Source organism: Psychrobacillus antarcticus (genome assembly GCF_029533155.1).
Taxonomy (GTDB): Bacteria; Bacillota; Bacilli; order Bacillales_A; family Planococcaceae; genus Psychrobacillus; species Psychrobacillus antarcticus.
In genome coordinates this window covers 1-21,813 of record NZ_JAIZDB010000012.1, presented here as the reverse complement: position 1 = coordinate 21,813, position 21,813 = coordinate 1, and the positions used below count along the sequence as shown (strand labels likewise).

Below are 21,813 nucleotides of genomic sequence, written 5' to 3'. Positions count from 1 at the left end.
CGAAAATTAGAATTATCCTATAATTATAACCTGTAACTATTCAAGGTGATGCAGAATTACTCATGAATGTGTGGGATAATTAATTAAGTAATGCTATTAAGTATTCTGAATCTGCATGTATTAATTTGATTACTTGAGGGGAAGTACATGACGAAATTCAAATTATATTTAAAAATTCAGGAATTGGGATTAATAGTGAACAACTAACCCAAATATTTGTTCGCTTTTATCGGGTACATACAGCAAGAATGAAAGATGGAACTGGGCTAGGACTTTCCATAGTCAACAAAGTTGTGGAGTTATATGGTGGAGAAGTAAATGTCACCAGTAAAGTCGGAAAAGGAAGTACATTTGAAATTAAATTACCAATAAGAAGGAGCTAACATGATGGAAAAGAAATGGTCAATCCGATTAATTCGTTTTGCAGCAATATTTGGAGTAATAGGTACGATTTTAGGGTCGAAAATGAGTGGAGATATGGATTATTCATTGCGTCCTATACATGCACATATATTATTAGTTGGGTGGTTATCCGTATTTGCATGGGGAATATTTTATAAAGTTTATACTGTAAAATATAAAAAACTGGTATCTATACACGCTATTACAGCAATGCTTGGCGCACTTGGTCTAACGTTTGGTATGTGGATGTATAATTTAAACCCATTTAACTTAAATGAAACATTTGTGATGATTCTCTTCATTGTAGGGGGAACTTTATTATTATTGGCATTTGCACTATTTGCACTGATTACTTTCTTAACAGAGGATTCGAAATAATTTAAGTGATAAACATTTTGAAGAAATATACTTAAAGTAAATGGTAAATATTAATAAAAAGACAGAAAATAAAGAGCTTGGGAGTATTCATTTCTCCAAGCCCTTTTTCAATACGATAACAATTATTAAATTTAGAATAGTTAACTATGAAAAACCGGACAAAAGACGCACGGTCCTCTATATATTATAACATAGACTTGCCATTGATTTTCGCTCCGAGCGGACGCGTTCGGTGGGCAGGGCTTCAGCCGCTTCCTTCGCTACGCGCGGTCCAGGGTCTTCAGCTCGCGCTATTCCCACTGAAGTCGCCGCTCTGCGCTCCAATCAATTAAATCCACTTTATATGATGGGATTATTGGATATAATACCACCTAAATATAATGGATAGAATTCATTAAGTGTCTGTTGGAAGGCTATTCCTTCCGTAAATCGGCAGACCTCATCGGAGGCGTACATTTTGTTACCTTGTTCTTATTGGAGAAAAGTATTGGCTGCCCTAAAACAAACAGACTTTAATACATTTTCTTGTATTGTAGAAATGAATGAAACATATTTTCTATACTCCAAAATGCAAGCGAAATATCAAAGAACGAAAATTACGAAAGCGTGGCGGGTCATCCCAGTTTCGAGGAAGAAGTCGAGAGCAGGATTGTGTCCTCATTGCAAGAGACCGACAAAAAGCCACTTATCCAGGTGTTCTTGGACGAGGGCGGCTAGTTAAGACACAGTTACACACAGCCATAGGTTCAAAGTTATCACCAGACAACACGCTCTTCACCGAGGCTTGGAGGGCATTTTCTACCTATGCGAAAAGCAAAGATTTGGAGCATTATCGCTTCAAATCAGACGGAATTGATCGAGTAAGAGGCATTTCTCACATCCAAAACGTGAATAACAATCACAGTAGTTTAAAAGGCTGGATACAACGATTTAATGGCGTGGCAACAAAATACCTCGACCATTATTTGAGTTGGTTTCAATTTCTCGATATTGTGAAGCATAGAAGTGATGATGGTTCTATAAGCAAGATGGTAGTAGATAGTTGTCTACTACCCATTAATGAAACTTATAGCTCATTGGGAACGTATCAATATTAGGTCTGTTGTTGTTCATCATACGAGAAGTTTGATTGAACAAAATTTTCATCAATGTATGCTGGGGGGAGTGAGATTGTGAGAAAAATATTATTTATGTCTATATTGCTAATTGTATTTTTAATTGTAAGCGGATGTAATGATAACTCTGTAAAACAAATTAAAGCAGATTACTTTGATATTGGTTTTGGGCAGAGTTTGTACGAGGGATATGACAAAGTAGATAAAGAAACTGTTCAGTCACTTGTGAAGGCTTACAATCATATAGAGTATAGTGGACAAACAAACCAGCAAGTTAATTATGAAAAGGCGATAACAATAACATTTATCTATAATGACCAAACTTCAGGTTCTTTAGTGATAGATGATATGGGAATTTATCACCTAAGTGACAGTGCTGAAAATTATCAAATCGAGCCTAATAATCATATTTATGAACAGGCAATAAAAATATATAACGATGTGAAGAAGCAATACTAAATTTTCGAGAAAAGGAAGGTATATTGGATTATTAGTCCAATAAAATCGACACTTTAATAGCTGAATAAGAATACCACAAAAGGACCGTAAATTGGTCCTTTTTCTTTATTAGTGGATTTATCAACAATATTATTTAACAGAGCCTTTAAAAAAGGATTGTCCAAGTAAAAATACTCGAACAATCCTTTAATACTATTCTATCGGGTTTTTCTCATCATCTAAAGTGAAGCCTTCACCCATTACATCCTTTACTTCTGTAATAGACACAAATGCGTGGGGATCTACTGAGCTTATTACCGTCTTTAATGCACTTATCTGGTTTTTGGCTACGACACAATAGATTACTTCGCGACTGTTTTTAGTAAAATGTCCATGTCCATTTAAAATAGTCACACCGCGAGATAATTTATTCGTAATTTGATCTGCAATTTCATTTTGCTTTTCAGAAATGATAAATGCACCTCTAGCAGAATAAGCACCTTCTTGTACAAAGTCAATGACCCTTGCTCCTACATATACCGCTACAAGTGTATACATCATCGAGCGCTCATTTAAGAAAGTTGCCCATGATAATACTATAACGAATGCATCGAAGATAAACATCGTTTTCCCCATGCTCCATCCCTTGTACTTAAATACAAGGCGGGCGATAATATCCACTCCGCCAGTTGTCCCACCATATTTGAATATTATTCCTAGACCTATACCGACAAAAACACCTGCAAATAGCGAAACTAGAAACAAGTCATCCTCTAGGCCTAGGTGAACTTCATAAATATCAAATAATTTTAAAAATACAGAGACGGAAATAGTACCGATCAATGTATAAGCAAACATTTTCCTACCAAGCAACTTCCAACCTAAGAAAAACATTGGTATATTTAATAAAAGGTTCATCAAAGCTACATCCCAGTTGAACGCAAAATATAGAACGAGCGTAATTCCAGAAAATCCGCCTTCTCCAAGTTCATTTTGCATATTAAAGTGAACAAAGCCAAAACTATAAATGGCTGATCCCAATATAATCATTATTATGTTTTTAAATTTAAGTCCAATTCCCATTGTTCCACCTCACTTATTAGTTCATACTTAAGCTATTATCAATTATTTCGCTAGCTTTGACAACTAGTGGTTAAATTTATTACGATGTAAAAGGAGAGATTATAACTTGACAGAGAAAAAAAGTTTAAATGAACTACAACAAACAGTAGATACATACATAAATCAATATAGAGAAGGTTATTTTCCACCAATGGAATTATTAGCAAGACTCACAGAAGAATTGGGGGAGCTTTCGAGAGAGATTCAACATAAGTATGGGGTAAAGAAGAAAAAAGATACAGAGGTAGAAAAAGAGATAGCCGATGAATTGGGAGATTTCTTTTTTGTACTACTGTGTCTTGCAAACGTGGAAGGTATAGATCTGCAACAGTCACTAGAGCAAGTCTTACACAAATATAATACGAGAGATAAAGATAGATGGACGGTCAAGGAGGACTAAAATTGGTTATTAAGGTAGCATTAGCAGGCCCTAGAGGTAAAATGGGAAAAGAAGCAGTTGCAACAATAATTAAAAATAAGGATTTTTTATTAGTAGCGGTATTGGATTCAAAGAAAGATATGGAGTCTATAGGGGATAGAGTTCCCACCTTCACTTCTTTGCAATTATTAATCGAACAAACAGAACCAGATGTATTAGTTGACTTGACAGTACCTTCAGCAGTATTTGATCATGCGATGACTGCCCTAGAGTATGGTGTAAGACCAGTTATTGGTACAACTGGCTTTACTGATTTACAATTAGATACATTACGTAATAAAGTAGAAGAAAGACAAGTGGGCTGTATTATCGCACCTAACTTTTCTATAGGTGCTGTCCTTATGATGAAGTTTGCACAAACAGCAGCAAAATATTTGCCGAATGTAGAGATTATCGAGATGCATCACGATCAAAAAGTAGATGCCCCTTCGGGAACAGCTATTAAAACGGCTCAAATGATTCAGCAGACACGCTCTTCGATGGAACAGGGTCATCCGAGTGAGGAAGAGACAATCCAAGGGGCAAGAGGAGCGAATGTAGATGGTATGCGTATACACAGTGTCCGTTTACCTGGTTTAGTTGCACATCAACAGGTACTGCTTGGCGGGGAAGGACAATTGCTCACTTTACGACATGATTCGTTTGACCGTGCATCTTTTATGTCTGGAATTGTATTGTCGATTGAGGAAGTTGTGAAACGTAATGTTTTGATTTACGGTTTAGAAGATATTATTTTATAGGGGGTAAAGAATGAGAATTGCATTAGTAGCGCATGATCAGAAAAAAGAAGATTTAATACAGTTCGTAACTGCCTACAAATCCATATTAGTGGAGCATGAATTATTTGCTACCGGAACAACGGGAACTCGTATTATCGATGAAGTTGGCTTAAATGTTTTTAGATATAAATCAGGACCACTTGGTGGTGACCAACAAATAGGATCATCAATTGCAAACAACGAAATGGATATGGTCATATTTTTCCGAGATCCACTTACTGCCCAACCTCATGAGCCAGATGTAACTGCTCTCATTCGACTTTGTGATGTATATCAGATTCCGCTTGCAACGAATATGGGGACGGCAGAAATTCTGTTAAAAGGTATTGAAGAAGGGTTTTTAGATTGGCGTTTATTAGCAGAGAGACGTTCACGTTAAGGAAGTGATTAAGTGCGTAAATTGAAAATAGGTATTACTTGCTATCCAACAGTTGGTGGATCTGGAGTAATTGCGACGGAATTAGGAAAGATGCTTGCAGCAAAAGGACATGAAATTCATTTCATCACATCTGGAATCCCTTTCCGATTAAATAAAATATATCCAACAATAACCTTTCACCAGGTTGAAGTGAATAGCTACTCTGTATTTCAATATGCTCCCTATGACATTGCACTAGCCAATAAAATGGCAGAAGTAATTGTAGAAGAGCAATTAGATGTTTTACATGTCCATTATGCTATCCCTCATGCAGTGTGCGCTATTTTGGCTAAAGATATGGCTAATTCAGATGTTGGCATTGTTACAACCTTACATGGAACAGACATAACAGTATTGGGCTATGACTCTTCCCTAAAAGGTGCCATTAAATATGGGATAGAAAAATCAGATGTCGTTACTGCGGTATCTCACTCCCTTGCCGAAGAAACGATGGACTTAATAGCTCCGAACAAAAGTATTGAGACGATATATAATTTTATAGATGAACGAGAATACACGAAAAAGGATCCAGGAAACCTAAAAGAATTATTAGGTATAAAACCGGATGAAAAAGTAGTTATTCATGTTTCAAACTTTAGAAAAGTGAAGCATGTTCCGGATATTGTGAAAAGCTTTCAACTGATCCATCAGAAGGTTCCTTCTAAACTGTTATTGGTAGGAGATGGTCCTGAAAAACATCCTATTATGGAATCTATTAAAGGCACCTCCATTGAAAATGATGTGTTGTTTTTAGGAAAACAGGATAGTTTATCTGAGCTATATGCAATAGCGGATCTTATGTTATTGCTCTCTGAAAAAGAGTCATTTGGTTTAGTAATACTTGAAGCTATGGCCTGTGGAGTACCATGTATAGGGACAAATGTTGGTGGAATTCCAGAAGTTATTACAAATGGACAAAATGGATATACCGTTGAATTAGGGGATTGTGAGAAGGTAGCAGAATATGGTGTGAAAATTTTACAAAACCCTACATTACATAAACAAATAGTAGATAGATCACTTGAGATTATACAGGATCGATTTAGTTCAAAAAGTATTGTGGAGCAATACGAAGCGATGTATGAAAGAGTGGCGAAAAAATAGCGTTATGAAAAATCGGTGGCCAGCAGCTTATAAAATAATTGATGAACTTGAACAAGCGGGTTTCGAGGCATTTGTAGTAGGAGGGGCTGTCCGAGACTTTGTACGTAACGCTCCTGTAAATGATGTCGATATTACCACGAATGCAACGCCGAATGAAGTCAAAGAGATATTTATGCATACGATTGATGTTGGTATTGAACATGGAACTGTATTAGTTGTGTTGGACGAGCCTATCGAAGTAACTACGTATAGATCGGAATCGACATACACAGATTTTAGAAGACCAGATGGAGTTACGTTTGTTCGTACCTTGAAAGAAGATTTACAAAGAAGAGACTTTACGATAAATGCGATGGCCTTAACAAAAGAGGATGAGCTGGTCGATTATTTTGGAGGAAGACAAGCTATCGAGGAAGAAATAATTCAAGCAGTCGGGAATCCTGAGTTAAGATTCTCAGAAGATGCATTAAGAATGTTAAGAGCGGTCCGATTTTCTGCACAGCTGAATTTCTCCCTTGAGCAAAATACCTTACATGCAATTCAATCCTTGCATGCACTCATATCACATGTTTCCATAGAAAGGGTAAAAGTCGAGCTAGAGAAAATGTGGCTAAGTGATTGTCCTTTCAAAGGAATGCAATTATTTGTAGACAGTGGGTTATCGAGCAATTTCCCTGGAAGCTGGAAAATGGGTCTACAAAGTTGGAATGACTTCGCTAGCTTTAATGTAAAAGCAAATGGGTGGGCATTTTTTGCTCTTCAGCAAAAGGAAGAGGTTGTTCATCAGCTATTAAATCATTTTAAGTGCTCAAATGATGAGAAAAGACATGTGAAAAATGTGGTTCAAGCAGTCCATTGTTTAGTAAAAGGTGCTTGGACAGCCGATGAATTATTCCATTATAGTGAGGAAGTTTTATCAGTAGCCTACCATTATGGAAAATCCATTCTTTCTAATGAAATACCTGATTCGCTTGAGGAATTTTTATTACGAAAACGTGCTATTCCAATTGCCTCCAAAAAAGATATTGTTATTAATGGAAATGATTTAATGCAATGGGCCAATCAAAAAAGAGGTCCTTGGATCAAAGAAGTGTTAGACATATTATCACACATGATAGTAAATGGCGAAATAACGAATGACAGACAAGAGATAAAGGGATGGTTTTCTCATGAATATCTCCATTAAAGAAAAAATTATTTCCACGCTGATGAATGCAAAAGGGGAACCTGTCTCTGGTCAGAAGCTCGCAGATGAATTACATATTTCGCGAACGATGATCTGGAAGCATCTGAAGAGTATCGAAGAGGATGGCTATGTAATAAAAGCCATCAAAAAGAAGGGGTATGTGCTAGAGTCTATACCGGATTTAGTAACTCCAGAGCGAATTATTCCTAATCTGACCACGAAGCAGTTAGGGAGAAATATCGATTATTATACGACTTGTGAATCCACGCAAATTATTGCGGCAGAAAAAGCACGTGAAGGCGCACCCCATGGAACCGTTATAATATCAGAGAAACAAACAGCCGGAAAAGGAAGATTAGAACGAAGCTGGGACTCGACCGCAAATAAAGGTATATGGATGAGTGTCATTATTCGTCCAGCAATCAGTCCAGAGAATGCTGCTCCATTCACACTTGTTTCTGCTGTAGCTATTACTCAAGCTATTCAAGAGGTGACAAATCTTACTCCTCAGATTAAATGGCCAAATGATATTCTTATTAACGGAAAAAAAGTGACAGGTATTTTAACTGAGTTGCAAGCAGATATGGATATCGTCCATTCCATTATTATAGGGATTGGTGTCAATGTGAATCAGGAACTGAGTGCATTTGACGAATCCATTCAAACTACAGCTACATCATTAAAAATGGAAAACGGTGAAGAGGTAGATCGTTCTTTATTGGTAGCTAAAATTCTTTCCTATCTTGAAAAGTATGGAGACTTGTATGTGGAAAAAGGTTTTCAACCTATTAAGATTCTTTGGGAAAGTCTTAACTGTACGATTGGGAAACGCATACGTGCCACTATGTTACGGGAAACTGTTGAAGGTGTTGCCTTAGGTATAACAAATGACGGCGTTTTAGAACTAAAACTAGATAGTGGTGAAATTCGTGGTGTTTATTCTGCCGATATTCATTTACTAGGAAAAAATTAATTTGGACGAATTGCAACTTGTTTGTTATTCTGTATGTATTGGGCAGTATCTTTTTTGAACTGCACCTTTTTAAAAAAGCTTGTTTAACTAAATAGTCTGCCTTGATCTATATGACAGGGACGGAGAAAACCTATGAACCTAATTTTTCTGCCCTTCTGTCCAAATTGGATTAGAAGGGTTTTTATATGGTTTTCTCTTCACACAAATGGAGGGATAATAGTATGAAAACGACGAGTAACTTTATTAGTATGAAAAAAAACAATGAGAAAGTTACCATGATGACAGCTTACGATTTTCCAACTGCAAAATTTGCAGAAGAGGCAGGAATGGATATGATTCTTGTCGGAGATTCACTTGGCATGGTAGTGCTTGGCTATGATTCGACTGTACTCGTTACAATGGATGATATGATTCATCATGGAAAAGCCGTTAGACGTGGTGCGAAGGATACTTTCCTCGTGGTGGATATGCCTTTTGGAACATTTCACGGTTCATTAGACCAAGCGTTAACAAATGCGATCCAACTAATGCAGCAAACAGGTGCACAGGCTGTGAAACTTGAAGGTGCGGATGATGTACTGCCAGTTATAGAAAAATTGACGTTTGCAGGTATTCCAGTTGTCGCGCATCTTGGTTTGTTGCCTCAATCTGCGGGTGTACTAGGTGGATACAAAGTACAGGGTAAAACGGCAGCTGCAGCAGAAAAGCTAATAGAAGATGCGAAATTATGTGAGAAAGCTGGGGCTTGCGCGGTCGTTCTAGAATGCATTCCATACCAACTAACAGAAACAATTTCTAATTCCCTGGTTATCCCAACTATTGGTATTGGAGCGGGTGCTCAAGCAGACGGGCAAGTGTTAGTATTCCATGATATGGTTAAATACGGAACACATCATATTCCTAAATTTGTGAAGGAATTTGCGAATGTTGGAGAACCAATCTTAGCAGGTATCAAGCAATATGTAGAGGAAGTTCGAAATGGTACTTTTCCTACTTTAGAGCATTCGTTTACGATGAAGGAAGAGCAACTTTCTGCACTTTATGGAGGCAATCATGCAAACAGTACAAACGATAAATGAGCTAAAACATATAATCTCTTTAAATAAAGAAAAAACGATCGGGTTCGTACCTACGATGGGTTATTTACACGAAGGACATCTAGCGTTATTGAATAAGGCGAGAGTCGATAACGACTTGGTCGTGGCAAGTATTTTCGTAAACCCAGCTCAATTTGGTCCAAATGAAGACTTAGATCGATACCCAAGAGATATTGAAAAAGATACACAGCTAGCGACAGATGCAGGAGTAGACGTATTATTCATTCCTAGTGCTACGGAAATGTATCCTTTTGAGAGTGGGATCACTATAACTGTGGGAGATCTTTCGACAAAGCTATGTGGAGAAAGCAGACCAGGTCATTTTGATGGTGTCCTAAAAGTAATTACTAAGTTATTTCATCTTGTACAACCAACGAAGGCGTATTTTGGACAAAAGGATGCACAACAACTAGCAATTATTGAGACATTTGTGGAGGCGTATAACTTCCCAGTACAAATAGTTCGAGTTCCGACTGTTAGAGAAGCGGACGGACTTGCTAAAAGCTCTCGAAATGTGTTTCTGAGTGAGCAAGAGCGTGTAGAGGCAATGCATTTGTATAAAGCATTGCAATTAGCTACAGAAACATGGGAAAAAACAAGTGATTTAGCAGCAGCAATTGCTAAGGGGAAAGAGCATATTGACAGTAATACGTCTGGGAAAATTGATTATTTAGAAGCGTTATCCTACCCAGCGTTGCAGCCTGTTACGAATGAAACGAAAGAAGTTTTATTTGCGACAGCAGTATTTTTCGAGAAAGCTCGGTTAATCGATAATATATTAACTTGATCAAGACAAAAAAGTCGATCTTGTTGATTGGAGTGGAAAGCGTCCGCCTGGAGCAGAAATCAACGTTGTTGGGATTTCATTATTAAATATGTTTATATAAATTAATTCGATTATATTAGAAAAAGGATGTGTAACAAATGTTACGTATGATGTTAAATGGTAAAATTCACCGTGCAGTAGTGACGGAAGCGGATTTAAATTATGTAGGAAGTATTACAATCGACCAAAATATACTAGATGCTGTTGGTATGTTGCCTAACGAAAAAGTGCATATCGTGAATAATAATAACGGTGCACGTTTTGAAACATATATTATCTCTGGAGAACGTGGAAGTGGAGTGATTTGTGTAAACGGAGCAGCAGCACGCCTAGTCCAACGTGGAGATGTAGTAATCATTTTATCGTATGCATACGTGATGAATGAAGAAGCACAATCCCATAAACCAACAGTTGCGATTATGAATCAAGATAATTCTATCGATCAAATCATCCATTATGAACCTGAAGCAACAGTAATGTAATTAGAGATTAAATAAGCCTGCCTTTGAAGTGAGTGTAAACTGACTTCAAAGGCAGGCTTTTATCATTTTATGATTATACTTCTTCTTGGAAATAGATTTTATAAAACTTTCGATTGGTTGCTTCGTCATAGCCGACTTCAATCAGCTTATCGACTTCATCAATATCTCGTACATTCACTTGTATTTCAATGTTGGAATCTAGTTTTATTTTACGTTTATATGTTTTCTCTGCCTTTGCAATAGCACTGTCAGAAATGACTGTTTCGTATGGTTTAACTGAATTGATGATAATATCTTTTTGGACTGGATCTGTTTTTTCAAAAACGGTATCAATATAATCATCTACTTGAAATTGTTCTTCATTTCTAAAGTAATCGAGTGTTTTGTTTAGAAAACCCAATTTCTCGGTATTCGTGTAACTTTCTTCTTTAATAATATATTTTTTACACTCTGTTAATGCTAACTCTGTTTTATGATAATGTTCATCCGCCACTTTAATCTTTAGAAAACGCTCTTGCCAATAGACGACATCTTCTTTTTTCTTCGTTTTCATAAAGACAGCAGGTGCTACGTCTGGTCCCATATCCACGATAACAGCCATATTATTGATTTTCCTTACATTAATACCGTCGATGCCATTCACAATCATTTTGTTTTGGTCGTTTTTCACATCTAAAAATATTTCTTTTTCATCGATTTTTACAATGGCTAATACCTTTTTTACTTCTGTATGCCATAAGCAGTTATCAAATAATCCTATAAACAATTCGCCACTTTTAATATTAGGATGCTGAGATACACTTTTTAAATGAGTGGCAATATGCTTGGATTGTTCAAGAAAACTGCTGTTTTGATCAAAAATTGAATTTACATATGTATATACTTCGTTTAATCCAATATCTGTTTCATGAAAAAATTCGAATCGCTGTTCCAAATCAATTTTATTGAATGCTAATTGTGTAAAGGCTGCTTCTAGCATGACCTCTGTTTGGGTAAATGACTCATCTCCTAAGACAAGAGTATCACCTACATAATGTACGACATACTGCACTAACTTACTTTCACTTACTTCTAGCATAGTCTTCACCTTCTAATCTTTAGTTGTAGATAATTTACCATATCATACTCCGAATAATATTATCATCTATTTAGGCTTTAATTGAAATAGCTTGATATTGAATTCTTAAACAAAAAAATACCACATGCACAATGATAATTTTGGAAGTGAAGTTACTTCCTTTTACCATTTTGCAATGTGGATATTATTTTCTTGCGGACCCTCTATTAACTACAGTACTGAATGTCATATATTTATAAACAGATGGGGATGTCATGGCAGATAGTAAAGCACCGTAGTTGAGAGAGAATGCAATTTCATCACCTGGCTTCAAAAAGGTTCTTTTGGTATCCAAAATAATGTGATCACTGCTTGAACCAATTATTTCAAGAGGTTGGAGGGGAGTTAATCCTGAGACGAGTATATCTTGTCGGCCGACACCAACAATTGCTCGTCTTATAATTCCACGGTCTGGAAATGAAATAAATTCACCAAAAGCATTTTTCCCTCTATAGCCAATTGGTACAGAAGGTTTTAGTTTGGACTCAATTACTTCTGCAAAAAATGAAAATGCATCGGTGAATAAATTCGGAATTGGTGCACCGTTGACTGTCTCGCATCCTAAAAAAATAGATTCACCAAGACGCAGATTATTAACCTCTCCCACATCGGCTGTTTTCATAAGCCAATTATGGTTTGCGGAGTTTCCACCTGAAATATAAGGGAAAGGTAAACCAAATTTTCTTTTCATTTTTTTTACTAGAGAAGAAAACACACTCATTTTTTCCTCTGTAGGGATGACCCCTCCAAAGCAAGCAAAGTTTGTACCGATACCTGAAATTTGAATATTAGGAAGCAACAATACTTCTTGAATAAATGAGGAAACATCCTTTAATAATATTCCTTCTCTTAAATCGCCCATTTCAACCATCACTATTATTTGATGTATCTTCTTTTTTTTCTTAGCTTCAGCTGATAGAGCACGAATGACTTCAAGTTCAGAATTCATACTTATATCCGCAAACTCTACAACCTTTTGAATCTCACTCATTGCAGGGGTACGTAATAAGATAAAGGTTGCTTGTAAATTTGCTTTTTTCATTTTTTCTATATTAGATATTTTGGAATCTGCAATACTTTCAATTCCACTATCAATTAAGACTTTGACCACTTCAGGTCTGGCAAATACTCCTTTGACCACTCCAGTTATTTGAATCCCTTTCAGTTCGTACAACTCTTTTAAAGTAGTTGCATTATGTTTGATTTTATCGAGATTAATTTCAATTCTGGGATTAGGCGCCATTTATGAAACAACAACTTTTACATTGTTTTGTAAGGATGGGAAAAATTCAACGATAGAGTCAATAATTTTATCAGAACCTGTTGTTAATAAATCGGTTACTGGGAGCTGAAAGATGTGTTCATATTCGTGGATTGTACGGTTTACTTCCTGATTATTCATGTTCTCATGATTCAGTGTAATACCAATTACTTTTGTATCGCTGAAGTGCTCAATAAGATCTATCTCACTTTGGACACTTGGCATGTTCACGAAAGGGAAATCACCTAACACTTTTCTTTTTGGAGGGTGCTGCAAAATAACTGCTTGTGGTCGTGCTCCTCTTAAAATACCACATGAACTTGCATAGGCTGGATGGCTTAAAGCACCTTGCCCTTCTACTATAATAATATCAGGATTTTCAGTTTTGTTTGCTCTAACTACTTCACTTTCAAGTTCACCAATCACATATTGTAAAGGGAAAGCATCCATCGCAAATCCATATGAAGCACCTTGTATAAGGCCGGTTTGCCCTGTTGCGATAAAAGCGGTTTTATAACCTCTTTCTTTCAGTGCTTTTTCGATAATCACAGCGGACGTACGTTTCCCACAAGCACCATCTGTTCCTAAGACAGTAATAATTGGAGTTGCTATTTCAAGAATTTCTCCAGTAAATAACTTCCATTCATCTTTTGGTTTAGGTTTTCGAATATCTTGGATTTCTACCCCATAACGTGTTGCATAGTCCATCATTTCCTCATCTTCTGTTAGAAATTCTTGAAGTGGATTAATAATATGAAGTCCAGCTTGCATTGCTTTCATAATAACTTCTCTTTCATTATCTTTTAGAAAGGCATCCGAAGGGGCAATACCAAAAATAAAATACTCAGGTTTCTTAGGTGAGATTGTCATTGCTTCTTTCAGATTTCTACACAAAGGAATACCATTTCTTTTGTTATCTAAAAATGTCCCTGAATCTTGCCCAGTTTTTGTGCTATCGATGACAGCAGAAATAGAATAGTTGCCAGGTTCACGGATTAATCCATTGGCTGTCTTTCCATCCATCGAACTAAATTGGGCCTCACAATATATAATCGCATTTTTCTTCATTGACCTTTCCTCCAAGTAAACCTGTTTTCAAGATAAAAAAAAGAACATCTTGGTACACCCCGGAAGGCAAAAAGATGTTCATCGAAAAAAGATTCAATTATTTGTTAAAACAATTTAATATGCTTGCATGAAAATGTCATCTAGTCTACGAAGCCTATTATACGCCTTTTTTTCTGAAAAGTAAAATTTTTACACTTATTGAGAGGTGTGACTTCTTAGTTTCGTTCAGTTTGATTTTTCCTTATTTGCTGCTAGTGATAAGGTTTTTTTGTTCCCAAATAGATACAATAACAAAAGAATAATCGTAAAAGCTGCAGAATAACTAAAAGTCATGCGATACCCAACCCTTTTTGCTAAGATTCCTAGTGCAACTGATCCAATGGCCAAACCATCAAAAAAAGGGTAGGAGGTTTAATTAATGGGTAAAACAGTTAATTTTTTAGTTAGTGCACAGCTCTGACCAAACTAATTATAAAAGATCCTCGAGCGGCAGGGACAAAAGTTCCTTTGCTATTTCTAAGAACTTTCTTAAAGATGAAACCAATTGTAGAACCTGAATATTTTGATGTTTGTCCAACATTACTGATTCATCCTGAAGTAGATCCAATGACGCCATATAGCTTAAGTGAATCTTTTTATGAGCGATTACAATGTAAGAAAAGTTGTATCATCTTAGAGGGAGCTGGTCACTTTCCGATAGAACAACCAGGTGTGGAGCAGATGAAAGCAGCTGTCCTAAATTTTTTAACAGAGATAGACAATAATTTTGAAGTCAAAAAATCTAGCATATACACTGGCGACAAAAAGAACTTTTCGATAATGTGCTTCTAAATTCTCTAATATCCATTTCTTTTTCTTAGTGTAGCTTGGGAAATTTAAATAGAGAACCCATTCAATATAGAACAGGGTGATTTTATTTTGGATAAATGGAGCATTTGGTTCTGGTAAAACCCAGACTTCATATGAATTGCATAGAAGGATTCCTAATTTGTTTATCTATGATCCCGAAAATTCAGGTTTTTTTATTAATAAGAATATACCCAAAGAAATTAATAGAGGAAATTTTCAAGATTACAGTATCTGGGTGGCTATTCAAATAGGCAGATGTCTTATCGGATCGAATGTCAATTGAAAGTGTAGCTGAAACGATTGCCAACATGTTAAACATTCAACTATTGGATGACAATAGAAATAATTTCAGTAAAAAATTGGACAGAATTAAGACTCGAATAAAACAGATACGAATATAAATTAATTGATTAACTTTTTACAAATAACGTGGATGTTTTAATGCGATTTTGTAAAGGTTTGTTTGTAAGGAACAATTTATTGACATTATTTTACTCTGTTTTAAAATTAAAATAAGGAGGAATTTTATGAGGAACTCTTTATCGTTTCCATTATTATCATCGTTCGGAACAATGGTTTTACTTTATTAGATTGGAGGATGGTTCAATTTTAGGTACGGGGATTGCTCTACTTCCGATTGCTATCGGGTTAGTCGTTGGCTTTATTGTGGAGCGTATAGTTAAAGTTCGTAACAAATATAAGATATCACCAGTTGATTTTGATTAACAATCCTCTTTTTGTAGGGCTAAGAACTTCGTGTTCTAAACAACAAGATTATACATGTTATTTCCTAGAACATAAAAAGAGTTTTGAAATTTACTCTAAGCTCATTTTTGTTTAAGGCCATAAAGTTCATTTACAGTATGTCATTACAAACTTATTTCTCTACTTTCGATGGTTGATAAAGATCAGAGACAATGAAATCATCCTCTAGTAGCACGTAAGGATGTGTTTCCAATAAAATTGTTTTTAGGTATGAAGGCATTCTAATTCCTGAGTACGCGCAAATTAATGGAAACTCTACCTCGTTAACAGCTTGGTCTACAATCTTTTCAAAATCACTTATTAGATGTAGTGGCTCTTCTATCGAACTCCACTCAACATGTGCCCATGAGCGGAAAGAGATTTTGTTTACCACATAGGGATGAATCATTTTATTAAAGTAAGCAGCTATTGCTAGAGGGTGATAACTACCACTTGAATAATAAAAGGATAAGCTGTTGACAAAATGAATAAATTTCATTTGTACTTCCGTTAATCTTGTGCTCAATTCTTCTTGAATGAGAGGATAAAGTCTGTCATTTTCAATAAGAATAGTGTATTCTCCTGCCTCAATGCCATCTAGAATAAAACTCACTACCATTTCCAAGTAATCTTCCATTTCATAATAAGAATAAAGTACATGAACATTCTTCTGGTTCTCTATTAATTGATTCATTTTACTTTTCATGTAATCATTCCTTTTCCCCTACTTTTCTCTGATTATAGCAATAAATGAAAAGATATGTTTAGAAAAATAAACGAAACAATAATAATTTTCCGTTTTATTTAATTGGTGATTGAAACAGTGGCGTACAGTAAAATCCTAATACTCTAAAAAGAGGTAGCTGGAAGTCAGTTTAATGTAAAAGTTTCGTCACTGGAAAGTGAATGTGGTACAATTTTTTTAGAACAACAGGACTGTGAGTTGAGAAATGATGGAAAATCATAAATATGCAGTTGTCGATATAGAAACAACAGGCCACTCATCGACGAATGGTGACCGTATTATTCAGCTTGCAATTGTATTTATTGAAAATAATAAGTTGGTTAACACATATACGACTTTTATTAACCCAGAAAAGCCGATTCCATTATTTATCCAGGATTTGACTAAAATAGCGAATAGTGATGTTCAAAATGCTCCATTATTTGAGGATATTGGGGCAGAAGTATTGGAAATGCTACAGGATCATATTTTTGTTGCACATAATATTCACTTTGACTTGCCTTTTCTTCAAAACGAATTGAAACGTGTAGGACTTCCAAAACTAGTTTGTAAAACAATGGATACAGTGGAATTCACAAAATTAATGTTTCCAACCTTGTATAGCTATAAGCTGCAGGATATTGCCAATGAGTTAGAGATCGACCTAAAATCTGCACATCGAGCGGATGATGATGCGCTTGCTACTGCTTATTTATTGTTAAAATGTATGGATCAATTGATAAAGCTGCCACTTCAAACGATTGAGTTATTACATAAGCGTTCATTTCAATTAAAATCTAATTTATCAATACTATTTTTCGATGTACTCGTAAGTAAACGAAAAGAGTTATCACCAGATAATTTTCTGATTTATCGAGGGATACCGATGAGGGAAGTATCGAAAGAGATAGAGGAAGAAAATATATCCCTTTCATTTCCTACATCAAAGGAAATGAAAGTAGAATTATTTAGTAAGAGCATCCCCAACTTTGAGGAGCGTGAGGGACAATTTGAATTGATGGATCAAATTCAAGCTGCTCTTGCTAACGAATCAGAAATAGTTTGTGAAGCTGAAACAGGAATAGGTAAAACATTAGGTTACTTATTACCAGCTGTTCTCTATGCATTTAAAATGAAAAGACCCGTTATTATAAGTACATACACGACACATCTGATAGATCAATTAGTGACAGAAGAAATCCCGAAGATTAACGCAATTTTGGAAACGAATGTAAAGGTTGCAACTTTAAAAGGGATGCATCATTATATTGATCTTTATAGCTTTTGGCAGCATGTCCAACTAGAGGATGAGTCGTACGATGAAACCTTTACGATTATGCAAATTTTAGTGTGGCTGACTTTAACTGAGGATGGCGATCTAACCGAGTTGAATGTCTCCGGCGGTGGCCAACTATTTGTTGATAAAATAAGACGAGGAAGTTTATCGGATATTAGAGAAGTGGGAGAAAATGATTTTTATGAAAGAGCTCTTCGGAAAAGTGAGGATTGCCATATATTAGTAACCAATCACGCAATGGTAATGACCGATCAAGTACGAGAGCACCCGTTACTCACTTCTGGTTGTGCCATGATTATCGATGAAGCGCATCAAATGATTCACGCTAGCATGTCTCGTGGTGAGCGTATTTTCTCTTATACTAATTGGAAATATGTATTAGGCCAGTTTGGAACGCTTGATACGGAGCAGTTGCTACAAAAGTTGGAACTTTTGCATGTTCCATTGTCCGTCCAAATTCAATTAGAAAAGCAATATGTTGAGACAATAGAAAAATTTGATCATGCTATATCTTATATTATTGATGCCTTCCTATATAAAAGTAAAAGAAACGGGAAAAGCACTAAAAAGACAATTGCATTAGAAGATCTTGAGTTAGATCAATCTATTTTCCGTACAGTTGCTAACTCGATTCAGGTCTTTATCTTTTCTACCAAATCGATGATTGACTCATACAGTAAGCATATTGAAGAAGAAAAAATTCAATCATTTATCAATGAGTGGCAATATTGGATTAGAGAGTTAGCTATAAAAGTAAGTGAATGGGATGAGATTTTCCTACAGAATAGAGTAACAGAGGCAAGATGGCTAGAAATTGATACTAGAAGTATTCCGGGTAGCCTCACTGTCATTAAAAGGCCTCTAAATTATAAAGAAGATATTAAAAATGCCTTAATGCCCCATCGAGAGATTGGAGCAGTTATTTGGACATCAGGAACAATAACCGTGCCTTCTAATAGACACTTTATCACTACTCAACTTGGGTTAAGTACAGAAATACCTATTTTTCAATATAAGGCTGCTAGCGATTTTTATAGTGGGGCAGAACTCTTAATAGTGGAAAATATGCCAGATATTAAAGCGGTATCACAGAGTGATTATATTGAAGCAGTCGCAGAAGCAGTAGTACAAACGGTTCTTGTATCGGAAGGTAGATGCTTTGTTTTATTTACCTCTCAAGACATGCTACGAAAAACAGTGGAACTAATACAAGATACCCATTTGTTGGATGATTATATGCTTTTTGCCCAAGGAATGACTTCTGGCAGCAGGATGAGATTATTAAAATCTTTCCAACGTTTCTCCAAATCAGTTCTATTTGGAACTAATAGTTTTTGGGAGGGGGTAGATGTACCTGGTGATGCACTATCGGTAATCATTATGGTTCGATTACCATTCTCCTCTCCAGATGATCCTCTATTTAAAAAAAGAGCAGATTTAATAACGAAAAATGGTCAAAATCCATTTTCAGCCTATTCTTTACCGGAAGCTGTGTTGCGCTTTAGACAAGGATTCGGGCGCCTAATCAGATCCTCTTCGGATAAAGGTGTTTTTATTGTCTTAGACAGACGAATAGAGACAAAGTCATATGGGAGTGACTTTTTACAGGCTATTCCTAATATTCCAGTTAAGAAAGTATCGCTAGAAAATATGGTTTTAGAGCTAGAAAATTGGTATACTGATAAAGGATGATTTTAGAAAGCAGGTAGGAATATGGAAAACAAAATTGAAACGCTATCGACTGTTGTAGTCGACTACCAATCAGACTTATATAAAATAGTTGATGCATTAAATCGTACACTAAAAGAGAAAGATTTGATGTTTGGATTAGCTTTAGATAAGCAAGATGAAAATAAAGCGGTTTTCACTATTTACAGGACGTAGAAGATGGGACTTAAAAGATGGTTATTATTTATTGTTACTTTTGCAGTTAGTTTAACGATCATTATAAGCTTATTAATTTACTTCCAAGCTAAAAGTCCATTCTCAGAGGCAACGGATCAAGCAGAGTCGTATGCAGTAGAAAATAATTTGTTGGCTGAAGTGGATAAGACCTATGTTTATAATAATACCTCTACTTTTCATACAGTAATTGGGACGACAGCTAAAGGGGAAGAAAAAGCATATTTTTTACCTGCCAAGCAGTCAGACGAGAAAATTATGGAAGTGAGCTTGGACGAAGGTATATCGGAGCAGCAAGCTGTGGACATAGCGATGAAAGATGTTAAAGGTGGTAAACTTTTACATGCTAAATTAGGTGTAGAAAAAATAGGACCAGTATGGGAAATTACCTATGTGAATGCGGATGACAAACTCAATTATGTATATTTGTTATTCGATAATGGGGAATGGTGGAAGCGAATTTCGAACTTATAGTCAAAACTTTTGGAGGGTAAAATGAAAAAAATCATGATTAAAGATATGGCCAACCATGTTGGAGAAACAGTGAAAATGGGTGCTTGGCTTGCCAACAAGCGTTCAAGTGGTAAAATAGCATTTTTACAATTACGTGATGGCTCAGGTTTTGTACAAGGTGTAGTAGTAAAGGAAGAGGTTGGAGAAGAAATCTTCCAAACCGCAAAAGGGTTATCGCAAGAAACTTCTATGTATGTAACTGGTGAAGTGATCAAAGATGAACGTTCTTCTTTTGGATTTGAACTTCAAGTGAAAGAAATCGAAGTAATTCATGCAGCGGTTGATTTCCCAATTACTCCCAAGGAGCATGGTACAGAGTTTCTAATGGACAACCGTCATTTATGGTTACGTTCTAGAAAGCAGCATGCCATTATGAAAATTCGTAATGAAATTATTCGTGCTACATATGAATTCTTCAATGAAAACGGCTTTGTGAAAATGGATCCACCTATTTTAACGGGTTCATCGCCAGAAGGAACTTCAGAATTATTCCATACGAAATACTTTGACGAGGATGCATATCTTTCTCAATCAGGTCAATTATATTTAGAAGCGGCAGCTATGGCAATGGGGAAAGTATTTTCTTTCGGACCAACATTCCGTGCAGAGAAATCTAAAACACGTCGTCACTTAATCGAATTTTGGATGATTGAACCAGAAATGGCTTTTGTTGAATTCGAAGAAAACTTGGAAGTGCAGGAACAATATGTTTCATTTATTGCTCAGGCAGTATTGAAAAACTGTACGCTAGAATTAGAGCGTCTTGATCGTGATAAGTCGAAATTAGAAAATATTCAAGCACCATTCCCACGTATTTCATACGATGATGCTATTAAGTTATTACATGAAAAAGGTTTTGATGACATAGTGTGGGGAGACGATTTTGGTTCACCACATGAAACAGCCATTGCCGAAAGCTATGATAAACCAGTGTTTATAACACACTATCCAGTAGGCATTAAGCCTTTTTATATGCAACCACATCCAGAGCGTGATGATGTAGTTTTATGTGCTGATTTAATCGCTCCAGAAGGTTATGGTGAGGTTATTGGCGGTTCTGAGCGTATTTATGATTATGAGCTTATGAAGAAACGTCTTGCAGAGCATAATCTAGATGAATCAGCTTATGCTTGGTACTTAGATTTAAGTAAACAAGGTGCTGTACCTCATTCTGGTTTTGGACTAGGATTAGAGCGCACGGTAGCGTGGTTTAGTGGAGCAGAGCATGTTCGTGAATCGATTCCGTTCCCACGTCTATTGAACCGTTTATATCCATAATAAGTAAATTGTATTATATAGAGAGAAAGGAGTACGAGTATGCAAAAGCTAGATCGACTCCGTATCTGGACTGAGCAGGGGAATGTAACTATTTCCCAGCTTTTTTTTAGTCACTATAAAGCGATTAACATAAGAGATGAAGAGGCTATTCTTCTATTGCATTTAATCGCTTATGGAGAAGCAGGAAATCATTTTCCTACCCCACAAAACTTAGTAGAACGTACTCATTTTAGTGAAAACAAAGTAGTAACTATTTTGCAACGTCTTATGCAGAAGGGATTATTACAACTTGAGCAGCATC

23 protein-coding genes and 1 pseudogene are annotated in these 21,813 nt (G+C 36.0%); 19 read left to right on the top strand and 5 right to left on the bottom strand.

Annotated elements, in window-relative coordinates:
• Positions 1 to 155: 155 nt before the first annotated feature.
• The 4 genes and pseudogenes from LDK52_RS20090 (at position 156) to LDK52_RS07955 (ending at position 2,354) form a co-directional block, all read left to right on the top strand.
• Positions 156 to 383: a sensor histidine kinase gene (locus LDK52_RS20090; RefSeq protein ID WP_407081800.1), complete on the top strand. Its 228-nt coding sequence runs from the start codon at positions 156 to 158 to the stop codon at positions 381 to 383.
• A gap of 4 nt (positions 384 to 387) precedes the next feature.
• Positions 388 to 780: a hypothetical protein gene (locus LDK52_RS07965; RefSeq protein ID WP_277585424.1), complete on the top strand. Its 393-nt coding sequence runs from the start codon at positions 388 to 390 to the stop codon at positions 778 to 780.
• Positions 781 to 1,161: 381 nt separating this feature from the next.
• Positions 1,162 to 1,877 (top strand): annotated as a pseudogene (locus tag LDK52_RS07960) (IS1595 family transposase); the annotation flags it as partial.
• Between the two features lie 93 nt (positions 1,878 to 1,970).
• Positions 1,971 to 2,354 carry a hypothetical protein gene (locus LDK52_RS07955; protein WP_277585423.1) on the top strand — a complete coding sequence of 128 codons (384 nt, stop codon included), beginning with the start codon at positions 1,971 to 1,973 and terminating at the stop codon, positions 2,352 to 2,354.
• A 192-nt stretch (positions 2,355 to 2,546) separates the two neighbouring features.
• Here LDK52_RS07955 and LDK52_RS07950 read toward each other — a convergent pair whose 3' ends face one another.
• Entirely contained in the window at positions 2,547 to 3,416 is an 870-nt protein-coding gene (locus LDK52_RS07950; protein ID WP_277585422.1) for a YitT family protein, read from the bottom strand.
• Positions 3,417 to 3,522: 106 nt separating this feature from the next.
• On the opposite strand from LDK52_RS07950, the gene LDK52_RS07945 reads away from it, so the two are divergent.
• From LDK52_RS07945 to panD, 9 genes are all read left to right on the top strand, one after another.
• Complete coding sequence (locus LDK52_RS07945; RefSeq protein ID WP_277585421.1) at positions 3,523 to 3,855, top strand: nucleotide pyrophosphohydrolase; 333 nt, start codon at positions 3,523 to 3,525, stop codon at positions 3,853 to 3,855.
• A 2-nt stretch (positions 3,856 to 3,857) separates the two neighbouring features.
• Positions 3,858 to 4,634, top strand: coding sequence for a 4-hydroxy-tetrahydrodipicolinate reductase (gene dapB / locus LDK52_RS07940; protein ID WP_277585420.1), 777 nt, complete (start codon positions 3,858 to 3,860; stop codon positions 4,632 to 4,634).
• Positions 4,635 to 4,644: 10 nt separating this feature from the next.
• On the top strand, positions 4,645 to 5,052 hold the full coding sequence (mgsA, locus tag LDK52_RS07935) for a methylglyoxal synthase (RefSeq protein ID WP_277585419.1): 408 nt from the start codon (positions 4,645 to 4,647) through the stop codon (positions 5,050 to 5,052).
• A 12-nt stretch (positions 5,053 to 5,064) separates the two neighbouring features.
• The gene (gene bshA / locus LDK52_RS07930) at positions 5,065 to 6,195 is read left to right on the top strand and encodes an N-acetyl-alpha-D-glucosaminyl L-malate synthase BshA (RefSeq protein WP_277585418.1); all 1,131 of its coding nucleotides are present in this window, start codon (positions 5,065 to 5,067) and stop codon (positions 6,193 to 6,195) included.
• Positions 6,173 to 7,381 (top strand): CCA tRNA nucleotidyltransferase, encoded by a 1,209-nt coding sequence (locus tag LDK52_RS07925; protein WP_277585417.1) that lies wholly within the window; start codon positions 6,173 to 6,175, stop codon positions 7,379 to 7,381. Before bshA ends, LDK52_RS07925 begins: the two co-directional genes overlap by 23 nt.
• The gene (locus LDK52_RS07920) at positions 7,365 to 8,354 is read left to right on the top strand and encodes a biotin--[acetyl-CoA-carboxylase] ligase (RefSeq protein ID WP_277585416.1); all 990 of its coding nucleotides are present in this window, start codon (positions 7,365 to 7,367) and stop codon (positions 8,352 to 8,354) included. The genes LDK52_RS07925 and LDK52_RS07920 overlap by 17 nt, the downstream gene beginning before the upstream one ends.
• Positions 8,355 to 8,575: 221 nt before the next feature.
• Complete coding sequence (gene panB / locus LDK52_RS07915; protein WP_277585415.1) at positions 8,576 to 9,433, top strand: 3-methyl-2-oxobutanoate hydroxymethyltransferase; 858 nt, start codon at positions 8,576 to 8,578, stop codon at positions 9,431 to 9,433.
• A complete protein-coding gene (panC, locus tag LDK52_RS07910; protein ID WP_277585414.1) occupies positions 9,408 to 10,238 on the top strand; it encodes a pantoate--beta-alanine ligase in 831 nt (276 codons plus the stop codon). Before panB ends, panC begins: the two co-directional genes overlap by 26 nt.
• 137 nt (positions 10,239 to 10,375) lie before the next feature.
• Positions 10,376 to 10,759, top strand: coding sequence for an aspartate 1-decarboxylase (panD, locus tag LDK52_RS07905; RefSeq protein ID WP_211893959.1), 384 nt, complete (start codon positions 10,376 to 10,378; stop codon positions 10,757 to 10,759).
• 73 nt (positions 10,760 to 10,832) lie between these two features.
• Here panD and LDK52_RS07900 read toward each other — a convergent pair whose 3' ends face one another.
• From LDK52_RS07900 to LDK52_RS07890, 3 genes are all read right to left on the bottom strand, one after another.
• Positions 10,833 to 11,837 (bottom strand): nucleoid-associated protein, encoded by a 1,005-nt coding sequence (locus LDK52_RS07900; RefSeq protein WP_277585413.1) that lies wholly within the window; start codon positions 11,835 to 11,837, stop codon positions 10,833 to 10,835.
• 184 nt (positions 11,838 to 12,021) lie between these two features.
• Positions 12,022 to 13,119: an alanine/ornithine racemase family PLP-dependent enzyme gene (locus tag LDK52_RS07895; RefSeq protein ID WP_277585412.1), complete on the bottom strand. Its 1,098-nt coding sequence runs from the start codon at positions 13,117 to 13,119 to the stop codon at positions 12,022 to 12,024.
• Positions 13,120 to 14,205, bottom strand: coding sequence for an N-acetyltransferase DgcN family protein (locus LDK52_RS07890; protein ID WP_277585411.1), 1,086 nt, complete (start codon positions 14,203 to 14,205; stop codon positions 13,120 to 13,122).
• 534 nt (positions 14,206 to 14,739) lie between these two features.
• Here LDK52_RS07890 and LDK52_RS07885 point away from each other — a divergent pair.
• Positions 14,740 to 15,036 (top strand): alpha/beta hydrolase, encoded by a 297-nt coding sequence (locus LDK52_RS07885; RefSeq protein ID WP_277585410.1) that lies wholly within the window; start codon positions 14,740 to 14,742, stop codon positions 15,034 to 15,036.
• A gap of 895 nt (positions 15,037 to 15,931) precedes the next feature.
• On the opposite strand, the gene LDK52_RS07875 is transcribed toward LDK52_RS07885, so the two are convergent.
• Entirely contained in the window at positions 15,932 to 16,504 is a 573-nt protein-coding gene (locus LDK52_RS07875; protein ID WP_277585409.1) for an MEDS domain-containing protein, read from the bottom strand.
• Between the two features lie 244 nt (positions 16,505 to 16,748).
• On the opposite strand from LDK52_RS07875, the gene dinG reads away from it, so the two are divergent.
• The 5 genes from dinG to LDK52_RS07850 all read left to right on the top strand — a co-directional run.
• Positions 16,749 to 19,511 carry an ATP-dependent DNA helicase DinG gene (dinG, locus tag LDK52_RS07870; protein WP_277585408.1) on the top strand — a complete coding sequence of 921 codons (2,763 nt, stop codon included), beginning with the start codon at positions 16,749 to 16,751 and terminating at the stop codon, positions 19,509 to 19,511.
• Positions 19,512 to 19,532: 21 nt separating this feature from the next.
• Complete coding sequence (locus tag LDK52_RS07865) at positions 19,533 to 19,703, top strand: YpmA family protein (RefSeq protein ID WP_090561709.1); 171 nt, start codon at positions 19,533 to 19,535, stop codon at positions 19,701 to 19,703.
• A gap of 3 nt (positions 19,704 to 19,706) precedes the next feature.
• Positions 19,707 to 20,195, top strand: a complete 489-nt coding sequence (locus LDK52_RS07860; protein ID WP_277585407.1) for a cell wall elongation regulator TseB-like domain-containing protein — start codon at positions 19,707 to 19,709, stop codon at positions 20,193 to 20,195.
• Between the two features lie 21 nt (positions 20,196 to 20,216).
• Positions 20,217 to 21,512: an asparagine--tRNA ligase gene (gene asnS / locus LDK52_RS07855; protein ID WP_277585406.1), complete on the top strand. Its 1,296-nt coding sequence runs from the start codon at positions 20,217 to 20,219 to the stop codon at positions 21,510 to 21,512.
• Positions 21,513 to 21,551: 39 nt separating this feature from the next.
• A partial coding sequence (locus LDK52_RS07850; RefSeq protein WP_277585405.1) for a helix-turn-helix domain-containing protein occupies positions 21,552 to 21,813 on the top strand: 262 nt, incomplete at its 3' end.